23 protein-coding genes and 1 pseudogene are annotated in these 24,693 nt (G+C 38.5%); 11 read left to right on the forward strand and 13 right to left on the reverse strand.

The window, feature by feature from the left end:
* Positions 1-137 precede the first annotated feature (137 nt).
* Positions 138-2,030: a phosphoglycerate dehydrogenase gene (gene serA / locus CJ263_RS17840; RefSeq protein ID WP_094998512.1), complete on the forward strand. Its 1,893-nt coding sequence runs from the start codon at positions 138-140 to the stop codon at positions 2,028-2,030.
* Positions 2,031-2,045: 15 nt separating this feature from the next.
* Here serA and rlmH read toward each other — a convergent pair whose 3' ends face one another.
* Complete coding sequence (rlmH, locus tag CJ263_RS17845) at positions 2,046-2,519, reverse strand: 23S rRNA (pseudouridine(1915)-N(3))-methyltransferase RlmH (protein WP_094998513.1); 474 nt, start codon at positions 2,517-2,519, stop codon at positions 2,046-2,048.
* A gap of 63 nt (positions 2,520-2,582) precedes the next feature.
* On the opposite strand from rlmH, the gene nadC reads away from it, so the two are divergent.
* The 4 genes from nadC to priA are packed head-to-tail and all read left to right on the forward strand — an operon-like array spanning position 2,583 to position 7,305.
* Positions 2,583-3,440, forward strand: coding sequence for a carboxylating nicotinate-nucleotide diphosphorylase (nadC, locus tag CJ263_RS17850; RefSeq protein ID WP_094998514.1), 858 nt, complete (start codon positions 2,583-2,585; stop codon positions 3,438-3,440).
* Positions 3,441-4,409: a YihY/virulence factor BrkB family protein gene (locus CJ263_RS17855; protein WP_094998515.1), complete on the forward strand. Its 969-nt coding sequence runs from the start codon at positions 3,441-3,443 to the stop codon at positions 4,407-4,409.
* Positions 4,406-4,846 (forward strand): DUF2147 domain-containing protein, encoded by a 441-nt coding sequence (locus tag CJ263_RS17860; protein ID WP_094998516.1) that lies wholly within the window; start codon positions 4,406-4,408, stop codon positions 4,844-4,846. Before CJ263_RS17855 ends, CJ263_RS17860 begins: the two co-directional genes overlap by 4 nt.
* 5 nt (positions 4,847-4,851) lie before the next feature.
* Entirely contained in the window at positions 4,852-7,305 is a 2,454-nt protein-coding gene (gene priA, locus CJ263_RS17865) for a replication restart helicase PriA (RefSeq protein ID WP_094999302.1), read from the forward strand.
* Positions 7,306-7,362: 57 nt separating this feature from the next.
* Here the strand turns inward: priA and CJ263_RS17870 are convergent, their stop codons facing one another.
* The gene (locus CJ263_RS17870; RefSeq protein ID WP_094998517.1) at positions 7,363-8,055 is read right to left on the reverse strand and encodes a LytR/AlgR family response regulator transcription factor; all 693 of its coding nucleotides are present in this window, start codon (positions 8,053-8,055) and stop codon (positions 7,363-7,365) included.
* Positions 8,056-8,290: 235 nt separating this feature from the next.
* Here CJ263_RS17870 and rpsF point away from each other — a divergent pair, with 235 nt between their 5' ends.
* The 5 genes from rpsF (at position 8,291) to hisS (ending at position 11,798) form a co-directional block, all read left to right on the forward strand.
* Positions 8,291-8,632 carry a 30S ribosomal protein S6 gene (gene rpsF / locus CJ263_RS17875; protein ID WP_094999303.1) on the forward strand — a complete coding sequence of 114 codons (342 nt, stop codon included), beginning with the start codon at positions 8,291-8,293 and terminating at the stop codon, positions 8,630-8,632.
* A 5-nt stretch (positions 8,633-8,637) separates the two neighbouring features.
* Positions 8,638-8,934 (forward strand): 30S ribosomal protein S18, encoded by a 297-nt coding sequence (gene rpsR, locus CJ263_RS17880; RefSeq protein ID WP_013991412.1) that lies wholly within the window; start codon positions 8,638-8,640, stop codon positions 8,932-8,934.
* A 12-nt stretch (positions 8,935-8,946) separates the two neighbouring features.
* A complete protein-coding gene (gene rplI / locus CJ263_RS17885; protein WP_094998518.1) occupies positions 8,947-9,399 on the forward strand; it encodes a 50S ribosomal protein L9 in 453 nt (150 codons plus the stop codon).
* 83 nt (positions 9,400-9,482) lie between these two features.
* On the forward strand, positions 9,483-9,959 hold the full coding sequence (locus CJ263_RS17890) for a DUF6495 family protein (protein WP_094998519.1): 477 nt from the start codon (positions 9,483-9,485) through the stop codon (positions 9,957-9,959).
* Positions 9,960-10,052: 93 nt separating this feature from the next.
* On the forward strand, positions 10,053-11,798 hold the full coding sequence (gene hisS / locus CJ263_RS17895) for a histidine--tRNA ligase (RefSeq protein ID WP_094998520.1): 1,746 nt from the start codon (positions 10,053-10,055) through the stop codon (positions 11,796-11,798).
* Here hisS and CJ263_RS17900 read toward each other — a convergent pair.
* Positions 11,790-12,338 (reverse strand): NUDIX hydrolase, encoded by a 549-nt coding sequence (locus CJ263_RS17900; protein ID WP_094998521.1) that lies wholly within the window; start codon positions 12,336-12,338, stop codon positions 11,790-11,792. The two genes, hisS and CJ263_RS17900, sit on opposite strands and share 9 nt — an antisense overlap.
* 40 nt (positions 12,339-12,378) lie before the next feature.
* Complete coding sequence (locus tag CJ263_RS17905) at positions 12,379-13,467, reverse strand: M42 family metallopeptidase (RefSeq protein WP_094998522.1); 1,089 nt, start codon at positions 13,465-13,467, stop codon at positions 12,379-12,381.
* A 195-nt stretch (positions 13,468-13,662) separates the two neighbouring features.
* Between CJ263_RS17905 and CJ263_RS17910 the strand changes: the two genes are divergently transcribed.
* Positions 13,663-14,361, forward strand: coding sequence for a DUF4294 domain-containing protein (locus CJ263_RS17910; RefSeq protein ID WP_094998523.1), 699 nt, complete (start codon positions 13,663-13,665; stop codon positions 14,359-14,361).
* Here the strand turns inward: CJ263_RS17910 and CJ263_RS17915 are convergent.
* The 9 genes and pseudogenes from CJ263_RS17915 to CJ263_RS17955 form a co-directional block, all read right to left on the reverse strand.
* Positions 14,358-14,597, reverse strand: a complete 240-nt coding sequence (locus CJ263_RS17915; RefSeq protein WP_094998524.1) for a DUF6095 family protein — start codon at positions 14,595-14,597, stop codon at positions 14,358-14,360. The two genes, CJ263_RS17910 and CJ263_RS17915, sit on opposite strands and share 4 nt — an antisense overlap.
* Positions 14,594-15,451 carry a DUF4249 family protein gene (locus CJ263_RS17920; protein WP_094998525.1) on the reverse strand — a complete coding sequence of 286 codons (858 nt, stop codon included), beginning with the start codon at positions 15,449-15,451 and terminating at the stop codon, positions 14,594-14,596. The genes CJ263_RS17915 and CJ263_RS17920 overlap by 4 nt, the downstream gene beginning before the upstream one ends.
* A gap of 3 nt (positions 15,452-15,454) precedes the next feature.
* A complete protein-coding gene (locus tag CJ263_RS17925) occupies positions 15,455-17,854 on the reverse strand; it encodes a TonB-dependent receptor (protein WP_094998526.1) in 2,400 nt (799 codons plus the stop codon).
* Positions 17,855-17,966: 112 nt separating this feature from the next.
* A complete protein-coding gene (locus CJ263_RS17930) occupies positions 17,967-20,186 on the reverse strand; it encodes an NADP-dependent isocitrate dehydrogenase (RefSeq protein WP_094998527.1) in 2,220 nt (739 codons plus the stop codon).
* 659 nt (positions 20,187-20,845) lie between these two features.
* Positions 20,846-21,196 carry a 50S ribosomal protein L19 gene (gene rplS, locus CJ263_RS17935; RefSeq protein WP_094998528.1) on the reverse strand — a complete coding sequence of 117 codons (351 nt, stop codon included), beginning with the start codon at positions 21,194-21,196 and terminating at the stop codon, positions 20,846-20,848.
* Positions 21,197-21,328: 132 nt separating this feature from the next.
* Positions 21,329-22,003, reverse strand: a complete 675-nt coding sequence (gene trmD / locus CJ263_RS17940) for a tRNA (guanosine(37)-N1)-methyltransferase TrmD (protein WP_094998529.1) — start codon at positions 22,001-22,003, stop codon at positions 21,329-21,331.
* Between the two features lie 17 nt (positions 22,004-22,020).
* Positions 22,021-22,461 (reverse strand): GNAT family N-acetyltransferase, encoded by a 441-nt coding sequence (locus tag CJ263_RS17945; protein WP_094998530.1) that lies wholly within the window; start codon positions 22,459-22,461, stop codon positions 22,021-22,023.
* A 36-nt stretch (positions 22,462-22,497) separates the two neighbouring features.
* Positions 22,498-23,118, reverse strand: coding sequence for a tRNA (guanine-N1)-methyltransferase (locus tag CJ263_RS17950; RefSeq protein ID WP_094998531.1), 621 nt, complete (start codon positions 23,116-23,118; stop codon positions 22,498-22,500).
* A 137-nt stretch (positions 23,119-23,255) separates the two neighbouring features.
* Positions 23,256-24,680 (reverse strand): annotated as a pseudogene (locus tag CJ263_RS17955) (glyceraldehyde-3-phosphate dehydrogenase); the annotation flags it as partial.
* Positions 24,681-24,693 lie beyond the last annotated feature (13 nt).

The raw sequence follows: 24,693 nt of genomic DNA on the forward strand, positions 1-24,693 counted from the left end.
CATGCATAGTTTTACAATTGGCTCAATCCGCTCTCTTTTTGTTTAATTTTGACCTTGAATTAAAATTCAACCGATTTAATTTTTAATTTTGCCGCTTGATTTTAATTACTCCTTAATAGCTGAGAAAGCTTATAAAAATGGTTGCATCGGGAAGAAAATATGTTTTTGATTTTGACAGTACCCTCACCAGAGTTGAGGCTTTGGATGTGCTGGCGGAGATGACCTTGGAAGGGAAATCCAATAGGGAGGATATCGTGAACGAGATACAGCGTATTACCAATTTGGGTATCGACGGTGACATTTCCTTTACCGAATCCTTGGAGCGTAGAATAAAGCTCCTGAATGCCCATAAAGACGATTTGGAGAAGCTAGTGGAGGAATTAAGACAAAAGATTTCCAAATCCATAGCCTCCAATAAGGAGTTTTTTGAAAAATATGCCGAGGATATCTATGTGATTTCCTGTGGATTCAAGGAGTTTATAGACCCTATAGTTAAGGATTACAATATACCTTCGGAAAGAGTATATGCCAATACCTTTAGGTTTGATGCCGATGGAAATATCATTGGTTTTGATGAGAATAACGTACTTTCCCAACACAACGGAAAAATAGAATGCCTTAAACAAATGAATCTGGACGGAGAGGTTCAGGTCATTGGTGACGGTTATAGTGATTATGTAATGAGGGAAGCTGGGATAGCGGATAAGTTTTTTGCCTATACGGAAAATGTCCACCGGGAAAAAGCCGCTAGAAACGCTGACCATATTACACCTAATTTAGATGAATTTTTATTTGTGAACGATTTGCCAAGAAATATCTCTTACCCAAAGAACAGAATTAAGATCCTTTTATTGGAAAATGTGCATACCGCTGCCTTTGATAGCCTTTCAAGCGAAGGGTTTTCGGTAGAACTCTTAAAGCACAGCCTATCAGAAGAAGAACTGATTGAAAAAATTAAGGATGTGCATGTATTGGGCATCCGCTCCAAAACCCAAGTAACCCAGAAAGTTTTGGATGCCGCCGAAAAACTATTGGTGGTAGGTGCATTTTGTATCGGTACCACCCAAATAGACCTGGACTACGCCAAGAGAAAAGGAGTGGTAGTGTTCAACGCTCCATACAGTAATACACGTTCCGTAGTAGAATTGGCCATTGGTGAAATCATTATGTTGATGCGTAGTGTTTTTGCCAGAAGTTCTGAGATTCATTCTGGTCAATGGCAGAAAACTGCCGCTGGCTCAAGGGAAGTGCGTGGTAAGAACCTCGGTATAGTCGGTTATGGAAATATAGGTAAGCAGTTATCTGTATTGGCAGAGGCTATGGGTATGAAGGTGTATTACTATGATGTAAATGACCAATTGGCTCTTGGAAATGCCATTAAATGTAGCACGTTGGAGGATTTATTGAGTATCTCGGATGTAGTCACGCTTCACGTTGATGATAATAAGGCCAATAAAAACTTCATTGGGCAACGGGAAATTAACCAAATGAAGAAAGGGGCCATGCTTATAAATCTTTCTAGAGGTTTTGTCGTGGATATAGATGCCTTGGCAGAAGGTTTGGAAAGTGGTAAAATAGGAGGAGCGGCAGTGGATGTGTATCCTGAGGAACCCAGTAGCAACGGTGATTTTAAAACGAAGCTGCAAGGTTTTCCTAATGTAATCCTTACTCCTCATGTAGGTGGTAGCACAGAGGAGGCCCAAAGGGACATTGCGGATTTTGTGCCCAACAAAATTATGGACTACATCAATTCTGGGAATACTGTGGATGCGGTGAACTTTCCAAATATCAGGCTACCGAAGCAAAAAAATGTTCATCGGTTTTTACATATCCATAAGAACGTACCTGGAATCATGGCCAAAATCAACAAAGTTTTGGCCAAATACGAACTTAACATCTCCAGCCAATATTTATCCACGGATAGTGAGGTGGGTTATGTTATTACCGATTTGGACAAGGAATACAATAAGGATGTAATTAAGGCCCTAAAAAAGGTGGAGAACACCATTAAATTCAGGGTTCTTTATTAAGGTCCATTTTTTAGACTATTGATGATGGTACGGTTCGTTTCTGAGAATCGTAAAGGCTCTATATAGCTGTTCTACAATGAACAAGCGTACCATCTGATGGGAAAAGGTCATCTTGGAGAGACTAATTTTTCCGGAGGCCTTTTTATAGATTTCTTCGCTAAATCCATAGGGACCACCTATCAAAAAGACCAGTTGTTTCATACCTGAGTTCATTTTCTTCTGTAAATAATTGGAAAATTCTACAGAGGAATATTGCTTTCCGTTTTCGTCCAATAGAATCAAGACATCGGTACTGGAGAGTGATTTTAGAATAAGTCCCCCTTCCTTTATTTTTTGCTGGTCCTCGGATAGATTTTTGGTTTTTTTGAGATCGGGGATGATTTCCAGTTGAAATTTAATATAATGGTCCAGACGTTGTTGGTAGATAGAGATTAGTTTTTGCAGTTCTTTGCTATCGGTTTTTCCTATGGCCAGAAGTTTTATCGTCATATTTCAAAAGTAAATCAATTTCCCAAAATGGATTCGTATTTTAGCATCAAGCAATACATATAAATGATTTCAAAAGAGCAGTTCGACCAAGAATTAAAAGGAATAATAGCCAATGCCATAAGGGAAGATGTTGGTGATGGGGACCATAGTTCCTTGGCCTGTATTCCTGTAGGAGCCAAAGGTAAAGCCAAATTGTTGGTCAAGGACGAGGGTATTATCGCGGGAATTGACTTCGCAAATATGGTATTTGATTATGTGGATAAGGATATGGTATTTGAAAAAGTACTGAAGGATGGAGCAAAAGTAAAATATGGTGATATTGCCTTTTATGTGGAAGGAAGTTCGCGTAGTATATTAATGGCGGAGCGGCTAGTCTTAAATTCCATGCAACGCATGAGCGCCATCGCCACCAAGACAAGATCCTATGTGGATTTATTGGAAGGTACAAAGACCAAAATCCTGGATACCCGGAAAACTACCCCTGGAATAAGGGCTTTAGAAAAGTGGGCCGTTAAGATTGGGGGAGGGGAAAATCACCGATTTGCCCTATACGACATGATTATGCTCAAAGATAATCATATTGACTTCGCAGGAGGAATTACCAAGGCGATTGATATGACCAAGGCCTATTTGAAAGAAACCGGCAAAGATCTAAAAATAATAGTAGAAGCGAGGAATTTGAATGAAATAAGGGAAATTCTAAAATCCGATGGCGTCTACCGCATACTTATCGATAATTTTAATTATGAGGATACCCGGGAAGCGGTGCGGTTAATAGGTGATAAGTGCCTAACAGAGTCCTCTGGAGGAATAACGGAAGCTACCATTCGGAAATATGCAGAATGTGGCGTGGATTATATATCCTCTGGTGCCTTGACGCATTCTGTGTACAACATGGACCTTAGTTTAAAAGCCGTGTAAATGTCTTTAGAGGTAGAGGAAAGACTTGAAAAGATTCCAGTTATCAATAAGGTAGTTAGGTTGTTGAAGACCATTAAATTACCTGGCCTTGAAGGACTTTCCCTTTACGATCTTTTGGAAATGTATGTTAATGGGATAGTGCAGGGTGCACTGTCCTCTAGGGCGAGTGCCATTTCCTTTAGTCTTTTTATGGCCCTGTTTCCGCTATTGATTTTTATGGTTACCCTAGTGCCGTTCTTGGTGGATTATATTAGTATCCAAAATGAAAATTTTGAATTACAGTTTCAGCTTTTTTTGGAATCTTTTTTGCCAAATGCCACGGGAGATTACTTTGGGGATATATTTAGACAGATAAAGGACCAAAAAAGAGGAGGATTATTGTCCTCTGCTTTTTTACTTTCCATTTTTTTGGTTGCCAATGGGGTCAATTCCATTTTTGGAGGTTTTGAGACTAGTTATCATATTGAACTTAAGCGCAATTTTTTTAGACAATATTTATATGCGCTTATGGTAGGTCTTATTTTGGCCATTCTTATTATTGTGGGCTTTGTGGCCTATATCTATTTTGAGTTTTATGTCTTGGGTTATTTGACGGAGTTTGCCGCCAGACAGGGTGGTTATGTGCTCGACGAAGATGAGATTATTGGTGTACAAATAGCCAAAGTATTGTTTTTTATACTACTGTCTTATTTCACCACGGCAATTCTGTATTATTTTGGGACAAGGGAGGGGAAACAGGCACGATTTTTTTCAATTGGGGCATTGGTTACGACAGTTTTGTTTTTATTGACTTCTTACCTGTTCGGAATTTATGTGGAAAAATTTGCAAGATATAACGAACTCTATGGTGCCTTGGGGGGATTATTGATATTAATGGTTTATATATGGTTAAATTCCAATATCTTGCTCCTTGGGTTTGAACTCAATGCATCCCTAAATTCCTTACGCAAAATAAGCAAGCAAGAATGATACAACATAAAACAGTCCTTTTTTTATTTTTCTTATTTTTTGGAATGGTCTTCGTTTCTGCACAGTCGGTTTTTGGAAGATGGAAAACTATCGATGACCGTACGGGGAAACCTAAGGGAATCATCAATATATACAAGAAAGACGGTCAAATGTACGGCTATGTAGAAAAAATTCTGGAGGAAGGAAAAGAGGATGCAGTCTGTATTAAATGCGAAGGAGAGCTAAAGGACGAGCCCATTGTGGGCATGGAAATAATAAAAGGTGGGAAGAAGCATGATGACGGGGAATGGAAGGGCAAACATCTTTTTGATCCTGAACAGGCAATGACCTTCAGGTTTAAAATTTGGCTCAACCCTGATAACAAGAATGAGTTAAAAGTACGAGGATATTTGGCTTTTCTTTATAGGACACAAACTTGGCTAAGGGTGGAAGGGTAAGAAATATGGAGTATTTTGTCAATGTTATTTTGCCCATTCCCTTAGAGCGGCACTTTACCTACAGCGTAACTCCAGAAGAAGCCAAAGTACTAGAGCCGGGTATGCGCGTGTCCGTTCCCTTTGGTAAATCAAAAATCTATACGGCCCTAGTGCTTAAAGTACACAACAATCCACCTGAAGTGTACGAGGCAAAGGAGATTGACCAAATATTGGACGAGTTCCCCATTGTAAATTCAATTCAGTTACAGCATTGGGAATGGATTGCCAATTATTATATGTGCACATTGGGGGAAGTTATGAGAAGTGCACTTCCATCCGCATTTTTGTTGGAAAGTGAGACCTTGATTCTTAGAAACTCGGAGGCCGATGTTGATGAAAATCAGTTAAAGGATGATGAGTTTTTGGTGTATGAGGCCTTACAGCACCAATCAATACTCAAGGTACATGAGGTATCGGCCATTGTGGAAAGAAAAAATGTACTTCCGGTGCTAAACCGACTTCTGGATAAAAATATTATTTACCTAAAAGAGGAAGTCTATGAGCAATACAAGCCTAAACTTGTAAAATATGTAAAGTTAGGCAAAGAGTATTTGTCCGATCAAGCCTTGGAAGCTTTACTGGAAACGCTATCCAGGGCACCAAAACAAAGTCAGGTGGTACTTTCCTTATTTCAATTACAGGGTAATAATAAGAAACCGATTTCCGTAGCAGATCTGGAAAAGTATAGCAATAGCTCAAAGGCTGTTATTGGAGCTTTGGTTGAAAAAGGTATTTTGGAGGAATATTATATCCAAAAAGACCGAATTAATTATGAAGGAGGCGAAAATTCGGAAATAAAAAAGCTAAACGAATATCAATTACAGGCTTTGGCAGATATTCAAAGTTCCTTTAAGAATGATAAGGTGACCCTTTTAAAGGGTGTCACATCCTCGGGAAAAACAGAAGTATATGTAAAGTTAATCAGTGACTATATTGATAAAGGGAAACAGATTCTCTACTTACTCCCTGAAATTGCACTTACCACACAGTTGATTTCGCGATTACAGGATTATTTTGGGGAACGGATATCGGTATTTCATTCCAAATATAATATTCAGGAACGGGTAGAGGTGTGGAACAATGTTTTGAAGGAAGCCCCAAAAGCCCAAATTGTAATAGGCGCGCGGTCATCCTTGTTTTTGCCATTTAACAATTTGGGGTTGATTATTGTGGATGAGGAACATGAAGGTTCCTTTAAGCAGTTTGATCCGGCACCAAGATACCATGCGAGGGATGCGGCCATAGTTCTGGCGAATTTGCATAAGTCGCAGATTCTTTTAGGTTCCGCTACACCCAGTATTGAAAGTTATTATAATGCACGGCAAGGTAAGTATGGCTATGCCGAAATAAATAGACGTTTTGGTAATGTGCTTATGCCCGATATGGAGTTGGTGGATTTCAAGGAGGCACTTCGTAAAAAACGGGTAAAAGGTCATTTTTCCGAAAGATTATTGGAAGAAATTGAAGAAAGTCTGGGCAATGGTGAGCAAATCATACTTTTTCAGAACAGACGAGGGTTTGCTCCGGTATTGGAATGTCTTACCTGTGGTCATACGCCACAGTGCTCCAACTGTGACGTTACACTGACGTACCATCAATACAAGAAACAACTTCGATGTCATTATTGCGGTTATCATACTGCGTTGCCCGAAAGCTGTGAGGCATGCGGTAGTCCGGAACTGGATACTAAGGGATTTGGAACGGAACAAGTAGAGGGGGAGGTGAATAAACTTTTTCCCGAGGCCAAAGTAGGGCGTATGGATTTGGATACGACAAGGGGAAAACATGCCTATGAAAAAATAATCACGGCTTTTGAACAACAGGAAATGGATATTTTGGTGGGTACACAGATGCTTACCAAAGGGCTGGATTTTAGGAATGTAAGTTTAGTAGGGGTCATGAACGCTGATTCACTTTTGAATTTTCCGGATTATAGAGCTCATGAAAGAACATTTCAAATGTTGACCCAGGTATCAGGTCGGGCAGGACGTACCCAAAAAAGAGGCAAGGTTATCATTCAAACCTATAATCCTTACCATCAAATTCTAAAACAAGTGACTACCGGGGATTATGAAACCATGTTCATGGAACAGGTATATGAAAGAGAACAGTATAAATACCCACCTTTAAACCGAATAATCAAAATAACCTTTAAACACAAGAATTATAATACACTAAATGAAGCCGCTGAGTGGTTCAGCGGGGCCCTAAGAACTCATTTTGGAGGTACGGTTTTGGGACCGGAGTTCCCGCCCATTTCAAGAATTAGGAATCAGTACTTAAAAAATATACTGGTCAAGATAGATAAGAGTGAATCTCTAGGAAAAACAAAGAGAAATATAAGAAGGATAGAGAAATCCTTCAATTCCATTTCAATGTACCGGAGCGTTCGTGTTATTTACAATGTAGACCATATTTAAAAACAAAAACCGCCTTTTGGCGGTTTTTAATAAGTAATCGTATTCCATAAGCAACTTTTATACATTGCTCAAGGCTTCGGCCAATTCCGTTTTCTTGTTCCTACTTAAAGGAATAGAACGGCCACTTACCTCTACGTTTTTACTGTTGAATTTTTCCACTTTTTCCAAGTTCACTATATAGGACTTGTGAATTCTTAGGAATTTATCTTCCGGCAATTGTTTTTCGAAAGATTTCATTGTTGATAAAATTACGATGTTGGCCTCGTCGGTTACTAATTTAATGTAATCTCCCAGTGCCTCGATCCATTTAATATCGTTCAGGATAACCTTCCTTTTCTTAAGGTTACTTTTAACGAAGATGTGCTCCTCGTCCTCATGCACCCTATTCATTTGCTCGTATTTGGCTACAGCTCTCTTAACAGAGGCATCAAAGCGAGCCATTGTAATAGGCTTGTGTAGGTAATCTGTTACATCGTAATCAAATGCTTTTAGAGCATAATCCGGTTTACCTGTAATTAAAATGACTTGAGGACTGTTATCCAAGGATTCAAGTAGGTCGAATCCTGTAATGATTGGCATCTCAACATCTAAAAAAATCAAATCGATTTCGTTGTTCTTGATACCGTTTTTAGCTTCAATGGCATTACTGTACTCTGCCACCATAGCTAGGTTCGGGTGGTTGTTTACCAACTTGGCGACTGCCATGCGCTGCATGGACGAATCGTCAACGATAATACTTCTTAACTTCATAAGGGCTGATTTGTGGGGTTAAATCATCGACAAATTACCGAAAAAACACGTTCAACTGCAACAAAAGATGTAAACAATGCTTTCCTTATTGTATAGATGGCAATGATCATAGGTTATTAAGATTTGGTTTTACGTTTTTAAATATTTCTTCCTAGCTATAACGAAGAATTTCTTCATTTCTTATATTTATTTTAAAATAATGGCTATTTTTGCACTCCTTAAAATAAAATATAATATGAACCATTACGAAACTGTTTTCATTTTGAATCCCGTTCTATCTGATGTTCAGATAGAGGAAACAGTTAAGAAATTTGAGGATTTCTTAATTAACAATGGCGCCAAAATGGTTGCCAAGGAGAACTGGGGGCTAAAGAAATTGGCCTATCCTATCCAAAACAAAAAAAGTGGTTTTTACCACTTGTTCGAATTCACTAGCACTGGTGAGGTAGTAATGCCTTACGAACAGGAGTTTAGAAGAGATGAGCGCGTTATGCGATTTTTGACCGTTAAATTGGACAAACATGCAATTGCGTGGGCAGAAAAGAGAAGAGCAAGAAACAAAACCGCTAAAGCTTAAGAACTATGGCAACATTACAACAACAGGCAAAAGGTAAAAAAGATGGGGAGATCAGGTATCTAACCCCATTGAACATTGAAACCAACACCAAGAAAAAGTACTGTAGATTCAAAAAATCAGGTATCAAATACATTGATTACAAGGATGCAGACTTTTTAATGAAATTGGTGAACGAGCAAGGCAAATTATTACCAAGAAGACTTACGGGGACTTCCTTGAAGTATCAAAGGAAGGTGGCCCAAGCGGTAAAGAGGGCTCGTCATTTGGCACTGATGCCATATGTAGGTGATTTATTAAAATAAAAGAAAAGAATCATGGAGCTTATATTAAAGGAAGACGTAGAGAACTTAGGTTTTAAAGACGATTTGGTGAGCGTTAAGAACGGATACGGTAGAAATTACCTTATACCTCAAGGCTTGGCGACCATGGCAACTCCATCGGCTAAAAAGGTTTTGGCCGAAAACCTAAAGCAAAGAGCCCACAAGGAGAAAAAAGTTGTGGACACTGCCAATAAAATTGCAGATGCCTTAAAGGCACTTGAATTGAAAATTACTGCTAAAACAGGTTCTGCCGATAAATTATTCGGTTCTGTTACCAACGGTGATTTGGCAGATGCAATAGCAAAAGAAGGTCATACTATCGAGAAGAAGTTCATTAGCATTCAAGGAGGTTCCGTTAAAAGGACCGGACCTTATAATGCGCAGATCAGACTTCACAGAGAGGTAGTGGTAGACTTTCCTTTTGAAGTTATTGCCGAGCAAAATTAAATTGATATTTAAAGACTGTATAAGCCTTTCAGGAAACTGAAGGGCTTATTTGTTTATAATGGTCAAATACTAAAATTAGACTTTTGAAATACGAAAGACTTACAAAGGAACAGTTAGAGGAATTACACCCGGAATTCATCAATTTCCTGGCTACCCAGTCCATAGACAAGGCAGAATGGGATGACATAAAACAGAACAAGCCCAAAGTGGCCGAAGAGGAATTGGACATATTCAGCGATTTGGTTTGGGAAGGAGTACTGACCAAAGTGGAATATTTGGAAAATATTTCTGCCCAGCAGATGCATCTTTTTTATTTGACAGAAAAGGAAATGAAACTCATCGCAGTGAAAATTATGAATCCGGAAATAGATTTGACCACGAAAGTAGGTTTCGATTGGTTCAGGAAAAACTGGCAATCCGATTTTGTGGAATATATGACTGCTGCCAAAGCCTATTCCGAGGAGCCTAACCAGGATAAGTTTGAATTGATTAAACAAGGGGCTGTAATCACCAAAGGAGAATTATATCAGTGGTTTGATAAAGTAATCGTAGCCCCCTGAACCCCCAAAGAGGAAACAAGATTCTAAGATAGTGTCTCCGCTCCTTTGGAGGGGATTAAGGGGAGGCTTATATTTGCACTTCATAAAATATTCATGGCACAAAAACCATCCATACCCAAAGGAACCCGCGATTTTACACCTTCAGAGGTCGTGAAGCGAAACTATATTTTTGATATCGTCAAAAAGCATTTTCAGACTTTTGGTTTTCAGCCTATAGAAACGCCATCATTTGAGAACTCGGAAACCTTAATGGGTAAGTATGGAGATGAAGGAGACCGACTGATTTTTAAGATTTTGAATTCTGGTGATTATTTTGAAAAATTTGCTAGGGATATTATGGAATCTGGTGATTTAAGAAATATTCTCAATGAAAAACTTCAATCATTTTGTTCAGATATAGATTTGCAACTTGGAGAGAAAATTAGACAAAAGGTTTTAAAGTTTAGTGATTATAATAACAATCAATTTGTAAGTAATACTTATGACTTACATTTTAATTTTTTTACTGAAAATTTGAATTCTCGTTTCCAGAATGTTTATTCAATTGCAACTAATGAGTATAAGCATCATTTAATTTCTTGGTCATTTACAGCAATTCGTCAGGGCAGATTAAGAAATGAAAACATTTCGAATTTTGTTTCTGATGATGTTTTCAATTTTGATTTATCCGATTTTCCTTTTGATGCATTATATGTTGAAACAGTTAAAAAACTAATATCAAAACAATTAACGCCCGAAATATCCGAAAAAGCCCTACGATATGATTTAACCGTACCTTTTGCCCGATATGTGGTGATGCACCAAAACGAACTTGATTTCCCATTTAAGCGCTATCAGATACAGCCTGTCTGGCGTGCGGATAGGCCTCAAAAGGGACGATTTAGGGAATTTTATCAGTGTGATGCCGATGTGGTAGGTTCCGATTCCTTATTACAGGAAGTAGAACTTATTCAATTGTATGATACCGTATTCACTGATTTAAAATTGGAAGGGGTTACCATAAAATTGAACAACCGTAAAATTTTGGCCGGTATTGCCGAAGTTATTGGGGCCAAGGATTTGCTGATTGATTTCACGGTGGCCTTGGATAAATTGGATAAGATAGGGGAGGACGGTGTTAAGAAAGAAATGCTATCCAAGGGTATTTCTGAGTCCGCCATTGAAAAAGCATCGCCTTTATTTAATTTGAGCGGCAGTAATGCAGACCAATTGGAAAGATTGGAAGAGCTGCTCAAAGATTCTGAAGAGGGCAGCAAAGGTGTATCAGAGCTTCGGTTTATTATGGAGACCATTACTAGCCTAGGATTGCAATCAGCCAAATTGGTTATTGATGTTACTTTGGCCAGAGGTCTTAACTATTATACTGGTGCTATTTTTGAGGTTGGTGCTCCAGAAGGAGTTTCTATGGGGTCCATTGGAGGTGGTGGTAGATATGACGACCTTACCGGAATATTCGGACTACCCAATGTAAGCGGGGTAGGTATTTCCTTTGGCTTGGACAGAATTTATTTGGTATTGGAAGAACTAGGTCTTTTTCCAGAGGCTATAGACCGCTCATTGGATGTCCTTTGCCTTAATTTTGGAACCAAGGAAGGCCTGGCGGCCTTAAAGTTGACTACGGTCCTAAGAAAGCATGGAGTAAAGGCGGATTTGTATCCTTCGGATGCCAAGCTCAACAAACAGTTCAAGTATGCGAACAATCGCAATGTCCCTTATGTGATTCTATTGGGAACGGAAGAGTTGAACAACAACTCTTTCGTGGTAAAACATATGGAGAGCGGTAAACAAACTACATTTGCGCTTTCTGAAGTGGAAACGTTCATAGGAGGTTTACGCTAACTTTTTAACTTCAGCTAAGATAGTTTTGTAATAGTCCGATGAATGGGGTACGTACTTTTTTGATTTCTCCTCGTTGCCCAACTCCTCTTCAAATTGGGTGATGGAAACTAGTTTTAAATCCTCCACTTCACTTTCCTGTTTGGTAAGGTTTTCCAAAGACACTCGTAATTCGACTAGAAATGTATGATGAAATTCACAGTCGATAAGTGATTCTGAATGCTTTTGAACCGATTTAAATATTCCAATTTTATGTAAATCAGAAGGTTTTATTTTTAGACCTATTTCCTCTTCTATTTCTCGGACTGCGGATATTTTAATGTTCTCACCGGCCCCAACATGTCCGGCAACGGAAACGTCCCAAAGCAGGGGGTAGGTATCTTTGTCCTTGCCTCTTTGTTGGATTAGGATTTGGCCATTGGGAGTATAAAACCATACATGCACAGTAGGATGGAATAAACCCTTTTGATGTGCCTGGGATTTCATAAGGGAAATACCTTTGTACTTCCCTTCTTCGTCCAAAATGTCTACAAGCTCGTCCATATAAAAAATAAACCCGCCAATGGGCGGGTTTTACTATTAGTTAATCAAAATAACTGAAGGTTTCACCTTCCTTAATATTTAAAAGTGTTTCGTAAATCAATCGGATTACGTTTTCAACATCATCCTTATGAACCATTTCCACAGTGGTGTGCATATAACGTAAGGGCAGGGAAATCAAGGCAGAGGCTACACCTCCGTTGCTATAGGCAAAGGCATCGGTATCAGTCCCTGTCATCCTTGAAGCCGCCATTCGTTGGAAGGGTATTTTTTTCGCTTCCGCAGTTTCTATGATTCGTTCCCTAAGTTTATTCTGTACTGCAGGAGCATAGGAAATTACCGGTCCGGCCCCAATTTCGGTATGGCCCTGAGTCTTTTTCTCGATCATTGGAGTGGTGGTATCGTGGCAAACATCCGTTACAATGGCAATATTCGGTTTAATGGTCTGGGTAATCATTTCCGCACCACGCAAGCCAATTTCCTCCTGTACGGAGTTGGTAATGTAAAGTCCAAAGGGTAATTTCTTCTTGTTTTCATGTAAAAGTCGCGCTACTTCTGCAACCATAAATCCACCGGCCCGGTTATCAATGGCCCTACAGACGAACTTATCACCGTTCAGCACCTGAAACGTATCTGGATAGGTGATGACGCAGCCCACATGGACACCCATTTTTTCTACCTCTTCCTTATCCTTTGCACCTATATCAATAAAGATATTATCCAATTTTGGCGATTCTTCCTTGTCGTTCTTTCGGGTATGAATAGCTGGCCATCCAAATACACCTTTTACAATACCTTTTTTGGTGTGGATATTCACCCATTTACTCGGTGCGATTTGATGGTCACTGCCTCCGTTCCTGATGACATAAAGAAGTCCGTTGTCCGTTATATAATTTACATACCAAGATATTTCGTCGGAATGTCCTTCTATAACTACTTTATATTTTGCATCTGGATTTATGACCCCAACGGCAGTACCATAGGTATCCGTAATAAAGGTATCTACATAGGGCTTTAGATATTCCATCCAAAGCTTTTGTCCTTCCCATTCATAACCTGTGGGAGCGGCATTGTTCAGGTATTTTTCAAAAAAATCCAATGATTTTTTGGTAATGATCGTTTTGTTCGCCATGTATAATTTTTTTAACTCGATTATCGAGATTCAAACTTTCAAAGTCCCGTAAAAATTTCTAATGAAGTCTTTGAAATTATTCGCAAGTCTTACTTTTTAAAGTTGTTTGCAAACTTAGCAATATTCACTTGTTTTTAATAATATGCTGAATCAATTATCGTTAATTTTGGCAAGGCTTTTGTACAAATTAGTACTATGATAAGGAATAGTGTTTTGATGTTGGTTTTTCTAATGTCCTTATTTAAATCAATAGGACAGGTGGAAGAACAGGAACTGGATTCGATTTCCGAAAAAATGATCATCATTTCGGGGGATTCCATTGTCCAAAATTCCATTTCTCTGGAAGAGGCCTACGTTTTTGGTAAGTTACAGTTTTCTTCCTATGATGATAAGCTCCGATATTATATTTTAAGGCGCAAGACCCACAAAGTGTATCCTTATGCCAAATTGGCCGCGGAACGTTTGGTAGAACTCAATGATAGCCTGACCAAAATCACCAAAAACAGAAAACGAAGAAAATATACGCGTAAAGTGCAAAAATATATCGAGGAGGAATTCTCTGAAGAACTAAAAAAGCTGACCAGGACTGAGGGACAAATTTTGGTGAAGCTCATTTATAGGCAAACAGGAACTACAGCCTTTGACTTGGTTAAGGAACTCAGGAACGGCTGGAGGGCCTTTTGGTATAACACCACGGCGAAGTTCTTTAAAATAAGTATAAAGGAAGAATTTCATCCCGATGAAATTGAGGAGGATTATCTCATAGAGGACATTCTACAACGGGCCTTTGCGGCGGGTCAATTGGAGCGTCAAGAAACGGTTTTGGATTACGACTATAACAAGCTTTATAATAAGTGGAAAAAGCCGGCACAAAAAAATCACCCTGGCAATTAGTCCCTTTTTCTGCTATTACCTCCAAAAAGGGCATCCACAATGATCTGAATACCTTTAAAACCAGAATATATGGCATAAATAGCCAATATTAGGCCAATTACTAGAACCGGCCAATAAAATGGATGCCCCTCATTTTTGAAGGCCTGCCAAATAACTACTGGGGCTAAAAACATCAATAAAATTGTAAAGGCCAACTTTTTAATGCCCTTTACCATCATTTCTTTATCTGTTCTCATTCAATTGTAATGTTGCTTTGATACTCTTGCACTACGGCAAAGTAGCCTAAAGCAAAGTTATTGGAACGTTCTACATTATCAAATACCTCAATATTGTCCAAGCCTGTTACGTTAAACACATTTCCACGAACAGTGGCCGCTGGAGTCTGAAAGGGACCCTGATCACCACCCGATTGTACAATCACTTGGTTCATATAATTAAAGAAGCCTTCATCAGCACCTAACAAACTTATGTTCAATTTCGTACCAGCCTCTAGGCCATCCTCATAGAAATAGGAAAACTCAAAGGTTTGTCCTTGATAAAACTCGTCTTCCGTGACCAGAAATTCATTAAATCCAAAATCGAAAACGTAAAAATCATTTCTATTCCCTAGATCTGTATAGGAGACAATAATTTCCGTTTCATCTTCTGAAAATAAGGTCTCGGTTCCTTGGCGTAATGAATCAATTGGAACACTGGGGACAAACGAGGTACCTGCATAGAATCGTTCGTCGTTATAATTCACATATAAATCCAAACGGCCCTCGGTGAAAAACCTTGTACTTTTTCCTCCTTCGTATATTCCGGGTTCTACTTCTGCCAAATTAATGAAATTACCTTCGCCAGCTATTTCTGGCTCATATAGTACATTTTGAATTCGTACCAAATCTGCTGAAACTGGGGTGTTCGGGTCAAAAAAAGAGCTACTTGTACTAATCTTAATTCTGGCAGTGGTAAATGCTTCCGAAGTATCGATGCGTATAATACCATCTACAACTAACCTGGGAGACTCGCTAGGTGTATCTACTTCAATCACATCCTCACAAGAGGCAAACGATATTAAGACTAAAAATATGGTAATAATCCTTTTCATGCCCTATAGTTTAAAGTTGTAAGTAACGGCCGGGACAATTCCGAAAATGGAAGTTCTTACCGCTTCATTTGCACCGGTATCATCATTTCTTCTAAAATTTATAGATGCTGCATTTCTTCTATTGTAAAGGTTATAAATGCTAAAAATCCATTCCCCTTTTATTTTTCTGTTTTTATTTTTTCTCGGAGTAAGTGTAGCGGATATATCCAATCGGTTATAAGCCGGTAAGCGTTGCTTGTTTCGTAGTCCGTAATAGGGAATGGTCAATCCTTGAAATTCAAATTGCCCAATGGGGTAGTTGGTGGGCTGCCCGGTCTGATAGACGAAGTTACTACTAAAGCTCCATTTTTCATTTAAATTATAACTAAGGAAAAGGGATATATCGTGGGTTTTATCATAAGGAGTGTTATACCAGTTTCCGTTATTGATACCTGTTTCTAAATTGCTGCGTCCGTTGTCAAAATCTAGATTTCTACCTGGTGTCCGCTGTTCGGATTTTGAAAGCGTGTATGCCAACCATCCTTGAAAATCTCCTTCATTTTTGCGTAACAGCAGTTCTAGTCCATAGGCCCTGGCCTCGCCGTTGAGAATTACCTGTTCAATAGCATCATTCGCTATAAGATTAGCTCCGTCTATATAATCAATTCTGTTTTGTACTTCCTTGTAAAAAATCTCACTTTCAATAACATAATCCCCATTATTGATATTCCGGAAATATCCCAAGGCATATTGATCTAATAACTGAGGTTTCACGAAAGGTCCGCTCGGAGTCCAAACATCCAATGGGGTAGGGGAACTTGTATTGGAAAGCAAGTGTAAGTACTGTGCTAAACGGGTATAACTTGCCTTTACGGAACTTTTTTCATTCAAGGTATAGGATAGGGACGCCCTTGGTTCCAAATTATTAAAGGTAGCAAGCCGACCCTTACGTCCTGGCGTTGACCTTCCTATTGGTTCTGCTTCTTGATAAATTAATAAAAATGGATCAAAAACGACGGGATTATCATTGGCATAGGTGAAAACCTCATCCTGACCTAAACGCACGAACTGACTGAACCTAAGGCCGTAACCAAGGCTGAGATTGTTTGTAATTTGATGTTCTACATCAACATAAGCTGCAAATTCATTTGCATATTTTTGGGTTAATTGATCTTCTAAGATTCCGGATTCATCGTTACTAGGTTCTATTTTACCCGGATTGAACTGGTAGTAAATGTTATTTATTCCGTAGTTCAACTGAAACTTATCGCTCAGATAGTGTTTGAAATCATATTTAAGGTTGAAATTACGAATGCCCGAATTCCAATTGAATCCTACAAAATCCAATTTTAAGCCATAGTAATAATCGGAATAAATTAAGGAAAGGTTTGAAAAGAGCTTATCCGAGAATAGATGGTTCCATCTGAAGTTTCCCACCGCATTTCCATAGGTGTTTACAAAGCTTTCACTAATCCCAAAGACATCCCTTCCAAAATAACCTGAGAGAAATACGTTGTTATTTTCATTGATTTTGTAGTTGATTTTGGTATTTAAGTCGTAAAAATAAGCTGTATTGTCAACATCGAACAAGGGAAGGAATAAATGGGCGTAGGAGGCACGGCCTCCAATTAAAAAAGCGGCACGGTCTTTCTTTATTGGGCCTTCTAGCAATAATCTACTGGCAACTGCACCTATACCGCCATTCATTTTAAATTCCTTGCTGTTCCCTTCTTTTTGAAAAATATCCAATACCGAAGAAACTCGTCCACCGTAACGGGCCGGAATACCGCCCTTATATAGTTTTATATCTTTGATAGCATCTGGATTGAAAACTGAAAAGAATCCAAAAAGATGCGAGGAATTGAATATTATCGCTTCATCTAAAAGTATAAGATTTTGGTCCGCAGCACCGCCCCTAACATTAAAACCGGAAGCACCCTCACCAGCATTGGTGACTCCCGGTAACAACAAAATGGACTTGATGACATCTGCTTCCCCCAAAATAACAGGTATCTTTTTTATGGTGGCGGCAGAAAGCGTATTGACACTCATTTGGGGTTTTCTAATATCCAACTTTTCCGAATCATCCGTAACGACAACCTCATCCAGTTGTTCGGCCTCTTCGGAGAGCTGAAAATCCAATTTGGTATCCTTATCAAGTATGATATTTTGAACAATATCACTAAACCCCAAATAGCTTACGATAACCTGATATTCGCCTTTAGGTAAGGTTATGGAATAAAATCCATATTCATTCGTAGTTACGCCACTTCCCAGACTGGGAAATGCAATGGTTACACCAATTAATGTTTCGTTACTGGAATCCTCGGTAATAACTCCGCTTAAGGTATATTTTTCCTGCGCTTTCGCGACTATGGAAAAACAAACTAGAAGGATAGGAAATAGCCAATGAGGCTTTTTCATTTGAATTTTTTTTAAAAATAATGAGAAATACCTGAAGTATTCAACGCTTAACGATATTTTAAACTAAAAAAAAGCCCCAGAGATGGGGCTTTTGTATGATAGTTATATAATCTTAAATGGATTGTAGAATTTTATTGAACGCATCACTTGGGCGCATGGCAATTGACTCTAAGTTCGGATTCGGCTTGTAATAACCACCTATGTCCTGTGCACTTCCTTGGGCATCCAAAAGGTCGTTCAGGATTTGTTCTTCCTTATTCTGTATCTGAGCATATATTTTTGTAAAAATTGATTTAAGCTCAGCATCATTGTCTTGTTTAGACAAAGCTTCTGCCCAATACTTCGCAAGGTAAAAATGACTTCCTCTGGTATCCAATTCCTTAACTTTTCTGGATGGTGATTTATCATTCAATAAAAATTTCTCTGTGGCTGCGTCCAAGGCATCACCCAAAATCTTAGCTTTAGGATTATTGTTTTTCTCTCCATAAAACTCTAAAGACACGCCTAGAGCCAAGAATTCACCTAAAGAGTCCCATCTTAAATGTCCCTCTTCCAAAAATTGCTCTACATGTTTCGGCGCCGAACCTCCTGCACCTGTTTCAAATAATCCGCCTCCATTCATCAAAGGAACAATGGATAACATTTTGGCACTGGTACCTACTTCTAGAATGGGAAATAAATCAGTTAGGTAATCCCGTAGTACGTTCCCAGAAACCGAGATGGTATCTTTTCCTTCTTTAATACGTTTAAGCGTATATTGTGTTGCTTTTTCCGGAGACATAATTTGGATATCCAAACCATCCGTATCCTGTTGTGGTAGGTACAAGTTAACTTTCTTTATTAGTTCTCTATCATGAGCCCTATTTTCATCCAACCAGAAAATTGCCGGATCGTTTGTCGCTCTTGCTCTGGAAACTGCCAGTTTTATCCAATCTTCAATAGGGGCATCCTTTACTTGGCACATTCTCCAAATGTCACCTTCTTCAACAGAATGTTCCAATAAAACCTTGTCAGAATTTAAATCTATTACTTGAACGGAACCTGCTTCCTTTATCTCAAAAGTTTTGTCATGGGAACCATATTCCTCCGCTTTTTGCGCCATTAACCCAACATTGGGAACAGTTCCCATGGTAGTTGGATCAAATGCACCGTGTTCTTTACAAAAATCTATAGTAGCGGAATAAATACCTGCATAGCTACTATCCGGTATAACCGCTTTGGTATCTTGTGGTTTCCCTTCGGCATTCCACATTTGACCAGAATTACGGATCATGGCCGGCATTGAGGCATCTATGATAATATCACTGGGTACGTGCAGGTTCGTAATACCCTTATCTGAATTTACCATAGCCAGGGATGGACCGTCTTCCAATACAGCCTGTATTTTATTCTCTATTTCGGTTTTCTCATTGGTAGGTAATTTTTCCAATTTATTATATAAAACCTCAAGCCCATCGTTGGGGTTAACACCTATTTTTTCGAAAGTTGTGGAATACTTATCAAATACAGGTTTAAAAAAAGTTTCCACAACATGGCCAAAAATAACGGGATCGGATACCTTCATCATGGTAGCCTTTAGATGCACAGAAAATAAAACACCCTTTTCCTTGGCATCTTTTACCTGTTCTTTAAGGAATACCAAAAGAGCCTTTTTGCTCATAACAGTAGCATCAATAATTTCCCCGTCTTGTAAGGATAACTTTTCCTTTAAAACTTTCTTTGCTCCATTCTCGGTTTTTAGTACTATCTGTACCTCCGTTGCAGATGGAATTGTTATTGATTTCTCGTTGGATTTAAAATCGCCATGAGACATTGTGGCTACATGTGTTTTGGAATCTGCCGACCAAGCACCCATGCTATGTGGATTCTTTTTGGCATAATTCTTTACGGCCCTAGGAGCACGACGGTCAGAATTTCCTTCCCGTAATACAGGGTTTACCGCACTGCCTTTTACCTTATCATATTTGGACTTAATTACTTTCTCCTCTTCAGTTTTTGGTTCATCTGGATAATCTGGCAGTTTATATCCCTTGGATTGTAATTCGGCAATTGCCTCCTTTAACTGCGGAATTGAAGCGCTTATATTAGGTAATTTTATAATATTTGCCTCTGGTTGTTTTGCCAATTCACCTAAAACGTCCAAATCATTGGGAACTTTTTGCTCCTCGGTGAGATACTCCGGAAAAAGAGCTGCTATCCTACCGGCCAAGGAAATATTCTTGGTTTCTATTTCTATTCCCGAAGTTTTGGTAAATGCTTTGACAATAGGTAAAAATGAGGCAGTAGCTAAAGCGGGAGCTTCATCCGTTTTGGTATAAAAAATTTTGGACATTATTAGTTCTGATTTAAATTAAAGCGGTGCAAATATACAATTTTATCCAGCCTTATTGGAGTGGTGTAGCCTTAATATTTTAGGCTTTTGGGAAGATTCATAAAATAACAAAAGCCATATCAATGTACAAATACCTTGATATGGCTTTTTAGAAATAGCTTACAGACGTGTTGTTTTAAAGTTAATTAAAACTGCAACCCTTGATTGCCTCTGCGTCACTAAATCAACGTTTGAAATGTATCCTAAACTCAATTCTGTAATTGAACCTTAAATCTACACCTCATTTTTGTCGTCTTAACAATTTTCTTTCAAGTTTTGGGTAACTTCCCATCTTTATGAAAAATGATTGCCCACAATACTTTTAAAAGCGACAGCCTTTAACGGTTAAAGCTCATCGTTTTAAACAATTCCCTAGAAAATGCTTAATTACCGATTAAACAACAATGTAAAGAACGTAAACCTCACAGTGACTTAAAAGTTACCACAATTTTACCTCGGTGAACTTTTTTAATCACACCTAAATTTAATAAAAAAAATTTATAAAACGAGAGTTTTGTATATAATTAATAATGAACAGTTTATGAACTTATGTTTTTAACAATTGTTCATAAAAAAGCACCGATAAAATCGGTGCTTTTTTTATTAGGAGAGGTTGTCGTTTATGATCTCACCTCTTTAATTCTTGCTTTCTTACCGGTCAAGCCTCTGAAATAGTAAATTCTTGATCTACGAACCTTACCTTTTTTATTAACTTCAATTTTTTGAAGAGCTGGAAGATTAATTGGAAAAATACGTTCAACTCCCACAGTTCCGGACATTTTGCGAATGGTAAATGTTTCGGTTGCACCAGTACCTCTTCTTTGGATAACCACCCCTTTAAAGAACTGTGTACGTGTTTTTTCACCTTCCTTAATTTCATAATATACAGTGATAGTGTCACCTGCAGAAAATTTTGGGAATTCTTTTTTTGCTACGAATTCGTCCTGTACAAACTTAATTAATGATTCCATTTTAGATTTAATGTTGGAATTAGATTAAAACAACGTTCACGATTTTCGTCAGAGGTTGATTTAACAGGGTGCAAAAATACTTGTAAAATTAATATCTACAAATATTTTGAAGTTTTTATTTTGATTCTTGTTTTATTGTAGTAAGTCCGGTCTTAGCTTTTCTGTCCTTTCCTGTGCTTTCTCCTCTCGCCATTGTTCTATTTTACCGAAATTTCCACTCAAAAGTACCTCAGGAACCTTTATCCCTTTATATTCCGCTGGTCTTGTGTACACGGGCGGAGCCAATAAACCGTCTTGAAAACTATCTGTCAGGGCCGATGTTTCATCATTAAGTACGCCTGGCAGAAGTCTAATTATAGTATCGCAAAGGACTGCAGCGCCCAATTCCCCACCGGAGAGCACATAGTCTCCAATCGAGATCTCCTTGGTAATGAACATATCCCTTACGCGTTGATCAACCCCTTTATAATGACCACATAGAATAATGATATTTTCCAAGAGAGACAGACTATTGGCAATTTTCTGGTTCAATGTTTTCCCATCAGGGGTCATATAGATAATCTCATCATAATTTCTTTGCGCTTTGAGTCCCGAAATACATTTATCTATCGGTTCTATCATCATTACCATTCCCGCACCACCGCCAAACTGATAATCATCCACTTGATTATAGCTATTATCCGTGTAATCTCTTAAGTTATGAAAATGAACTTCGACCAATCCTTTTTCTATGGCTCTCTTTAAAATCGAGGCTTCGAACGGGCTTTTTAGTAGTTCCGGTAAAACAGTGATGATATCAATTCGCATGCGATTGGAATAACTAATTATTGGGCAGACCAAAAGTAGTGAAAACAGTGGGAATCTTTCTCCCAACCTAATTTTTCATAGAGTTTTTGGGCGGGATTGTCAATGGCGGTCTCCAAGGATAACCCTTTATAATTATATTTTTCGCAAAAGTCCTGTGCACTTTTCAAAAGTAATGTGCCAATACCTTGGCCCCTATATTTAGGGAGTACAAAAAGGTCGTTTAGTATCAGTGTAGGTTCAAGGTAAACAGAAGAAAATGAGAAATAGAGTTGTGTAAAGCCAATCATTTGATTTTCCATGGAGGCAACCAATATTATGGATTCCTTATTTTCAAAGCGCTCCTTAAGAAATGCCTCGGCCTGAATCAAATTAGTTGATTGACCATAGAAAACCCTATATTGGTCAAATAATGGAACTATTTCTTTAAGGTTCGTTATAGTAGCTTGGGTAATAACCATTTTTTATAAAAAAAGCTCCAATAAAGGAGCTTCCATTTATTTCGCTTTCTTTTGTTTATTTAGCTCATCCTGTAATTTTCTGCTAATCTTTTGCTCCCGCTCCAAGGCCCGTCTTCGATGGTCTTCATATTCCACTTCCAGTTCTGCTAGATTTTGTTTTGCCTCTTGGGTTAGAATATTACTGTTTCTGAATTTATAGATGAAAGTCCCTAAAAGAATAAATAGCCCGGCTATTATGGTCCATAATATTAAGTTATAGGTCGTCTTGGATACCAAAATACCCAAAAAGGACATACTGTCTTTTTCCTCTGTGACCGCTTCCAGGTTCGTAGTTGTTTCCTCTAATTTTTTATTTAAGGATGTAATAGTTGTTTCGTGCTCGGAAATGGTTGAATTCAGTTCACTGGTCTTTTTATTGAAAGCCGCAATGGAATCCAAAACGTTCCCCCTTAATTTATATAGGTTGGCTTCCTTGACGACCTCGTACCGTACACCATCGGCACGATAATTGCCGGATTTTTTAGCAACATAATCGAACTGGCTGCTAATAGGGCCACTTTCCAATGAAAGTGTCTCCTCACCTTCTGACTCCTGTGAGTATCCTAAACCTGCCGTAAGTAGGACTGCAAGTAAAAATAGTATTCTTGAAATTTTCATTCGTATTTGAATTTCCGTTAAAAATAGATTTAGAGGGTACTAAAGTAATTGAATATAATCAAACGATGAAAAACCCTTATCTCTAAATAAAATGTACGTAAAAACTTCCAATAAGGATGTTTTGTACCTGCCCTAAATTAATAATAAGTATAACGTCGTACTTTGGCAATATATTTTGCGAGCCTAATGACTTGTTGGGAATATCCAAATTCGTTATCATACCAAATATAGAGTATCAAATTCTTACCGTTGTCCGAAACTATGGTCGCCTCACTATCATAAACAGCTGGAGCTACAGATCCTATAATATCCGTTGAGACCAGCTCCTTGCTAAGGCTATACTTTATTTGTTCTACCAAATCCCCTTCCAGTGCGTATTTTTTTATGATGGTATTTATGCCCTCCAAGGAAGTTTTGTTCTTGATATCCAAATTAAGAATTGCCAACGATCCATTGGGCACCGGTACTCTTATGGCATTGGAGGTCAATTTTCCTTTCAGTCCGGGTAGTGCCTTGGCAACGGCCTGTCCTGCTCCTGTTTCGGTTATTACCATGTTCAGGTTCGCTGCCCTTCCCCTTCTGTATTTGGGATGCATATTATCCACAAGATTCTGATCATTGGTGTAGGCATGGATGGTTTCCAAATGGCCCTTTTTAATCCCAACGGAATCCTCAATAACTTTTAAAATTGGGGTTATCGCATTTGTGGTACATGATGCGGCCGAGAATATATGCGTGGTATCTGGATCATAGTCAAAATGGTTTACCCCATGAACTATATTTGGCACCCCTTTACCGGACGCGGTCAATAGAACTTTGGATACACCTTTGGCCTTTAGGTGTCTGGACAATTGGTTTTGGTCCCTAAACGCTCCCGTATTGTCTATGACCAGGGCATTTGATATTTCGTACTCCGTATAGTCTATTTCCTCAGGTGTATTTGCGCTAATGATTTGCACCGTGGTTCCGTTGATCAACAACGTGTTGTCTACTGCGTTAACGGTCACGGTTCCCGTGAAATTTCCATGGACGGAATCTGTTCGAAGAAGACAGGCCCTTTTTTCCAGTATTTCCGTATTCAAGGTGCCCCTTACCACAATGGCACGAAGGCGCATCTGAGTACCTTTTCCGGTTTTTGACATAAGTTCCCTGGCCAATAACCGTCCAATACGACCAAAACCATAGAGTACTACATCCTTTGGTTTTATGGCTTTGTATTCGGTTGCTGATTTGAGCTTATCAATAACAAACGCCTTTACATTGTTGAAGTTATTGTCATCGGAATGATATTCATAGGTTAGTTTACCAATATCCAATTTGGCCGGAGGCAATTTTAAATCATTAATGGCCCTAAGGATTTCAACGGAATCGAAGATTGAAATGGGTTTTTGAACAAATTCTCCAGCATATTCATGTAGCTGAATGATATCGCTTACATTTCGGTCTATTAGTGGATTTTTAAATAAGACAATCTCTATGGATTTATCATACCATAAATCGCTGATTATTTTTATGAATTCCGTGGTAGCTTTTCGCCTATCCGCCTGGAACGCTAATTTTTTTCAAAGGATATCT

Origin of the sequence: Maribacter cobaltidurans, assembly GCF_002269385.1 — a bacterium.
GTDB lineage: Bacteria > Bacteroidota > Bacteroidia > Flavobacteriales > Flavobacteriaceae > Maribacter > Maribacter cobaltidurans.

Excerpts from the sequence above, each read along its gene's own strand:
- CJ263_RS17920 (WP_094998525.1), bottom strand. The coding sequence starts at position 15,451 with ATGAAAAGGATTATTACCATATTTTTAGTCTTAATATCGTTTGCCTCT.
- CJ263_RS17905 (WP_094998522.1), bottom strand. The coding sequence starts at position 13,467 with ATGGCGAACAAAACGATCATTACCAAAAAATCATTGGATTTTTTTGAA.
- CJ263_RS17915 (WP_094998524.1), bottom strand. The coding sequence starts at position 14,597 with ATGAGAACAGATAAAGAAATGATGGTAAAGGGCATTAAAAAGTTGGCC.
- trmD (WP_094998529.1), bottom strand. The coding sequence starts at position 22,003 with ATGCGAATTGATATCATCACTGTTTTACCGGAACTACTAAAAAGCCCG.
- CJ263_RS17910 (WP_094998523.1), top strand. The coding sequence starts at position 13,663 with ATGATAAGGAATAGTGTTTTGATGTTGGTTTTTCTAATGTCCTTATTT.
- CJ263_RS17855 (WP_094998515.1), top strand. The coding sequence starts at position 3,441 with ATGTCTTTAGAGGTAGAGGAAAGACTTGAAAAGATTCCAGTTATCAAT.
- CJ263_RS17930 (WP_094998527.1), bottom strand. The coding sequence starts at position 20,186 with ATGTCCAAAATTTTTTATACCAAAACGGATGAAGCTCCCGCTTTAGCT.
- hisS (WP_094998520.1), top strand. The coding sequence starts at position 10,053 with ATGGCACAAAAACCATCCATACCCAAAGGAACCCGCGATTTTACACCT.
- CJ263_RS17925 (WP_094998526.1), bottom strand. The coding sequence starts at position 17,854 with ATGAAAAAGCCTCATTGGCTATTTCCTATCCTTCTAGTTTGTTTTTCC.
- CJ263_RS17950 (WP_094998531.1), bottom strand. The coding sequence starts at position 23,118 with ATGAAAATTTCAAGAATACTATTTTTACTTGCAGTCCTACTTACGGCA.
- rpsR (WP_013991412.1), top strand. The coding sequence starts at position 8,638 with ATGGCAACATTACAACAACAGGCAAAAGGTAAAAAAGATGGGGAGATC.
- rlmH (WP_094998513.1), bottom strand. The coding sequence starts at position 2,519 with ATGACGATAAAACTTCTGGCCATAGGAAAAACCGATAGCAAAGAACTG.
- CJ263_RS17860 (WP_094998516.1), top strand. The coding sequence starts at position 4,406 with ATGATACAACATAAAACAGTCCTTTTTTTATTTTTCTTATTTTTTGGA.
- rplI (WP_094998518.1), top strand. The coding sequence starts at position 8,947 with ATGGAGCTTATATTAAAGGAAGACGTAGAGAACTTAGGTTTTAAAGAC.
- CJ263_RS17870 (WP_094998517.1), bottom strand. The coding sequence starts at position 8,055 with ATGAAGTTAAGAAGTATTATCGTTGACGATTCGTCCATGCAGCGCATG.
- nadC (WP_094998514.1), top strand. The coding sequence starts at position 2,583 with ATGATTTCAAAAGAGCAGTTCGACCAAGAATTAAAAGGAATAATAGCC.
- CJ263_RS17900 (WP_094998521.1), bottom strand. The coding sequence starts at position 12,338 with ATGGACGAGCTTGTAGACATTTTGGACGAAGAAGGGAAGTACAAAGGT.
- CJ263_RS17945 (WP_094998530.1), bottom strand. The coding sequence starts at position 22,461 with ATGGTTATTACCCAAGCTACTATAACGAACCTTAAAGAAATAGTTCCA.
- priA (WP_094999302.1), top strand. The coding sequence starts at position 4,852 with ATGGAGTATTTTGTCAATGTTATTTTGCCCATTCCCTTAGAGCGGCAC.
- serA (WP_094998512.1), top strand. The coding sequence starts at position 138 with ATGGTTGCATCGGGAAGAAAATATGTTTTTGATTTTGACAGTACCCTC.
- rpsF (WP_094999303.1), top strand. The coding sequence starts at position 8,291 with ATGAACCATTACGAAACTGTTTTCATTTTGAATCCCGTTCTATCTGAT.
- rplS (WP_094998528.1), bottom strand. The coding sequence starts at position 21,196 with ATGGAATCATTAATTAAGTTTGTACAGGACGAATTCGTAGCAAAAAAA.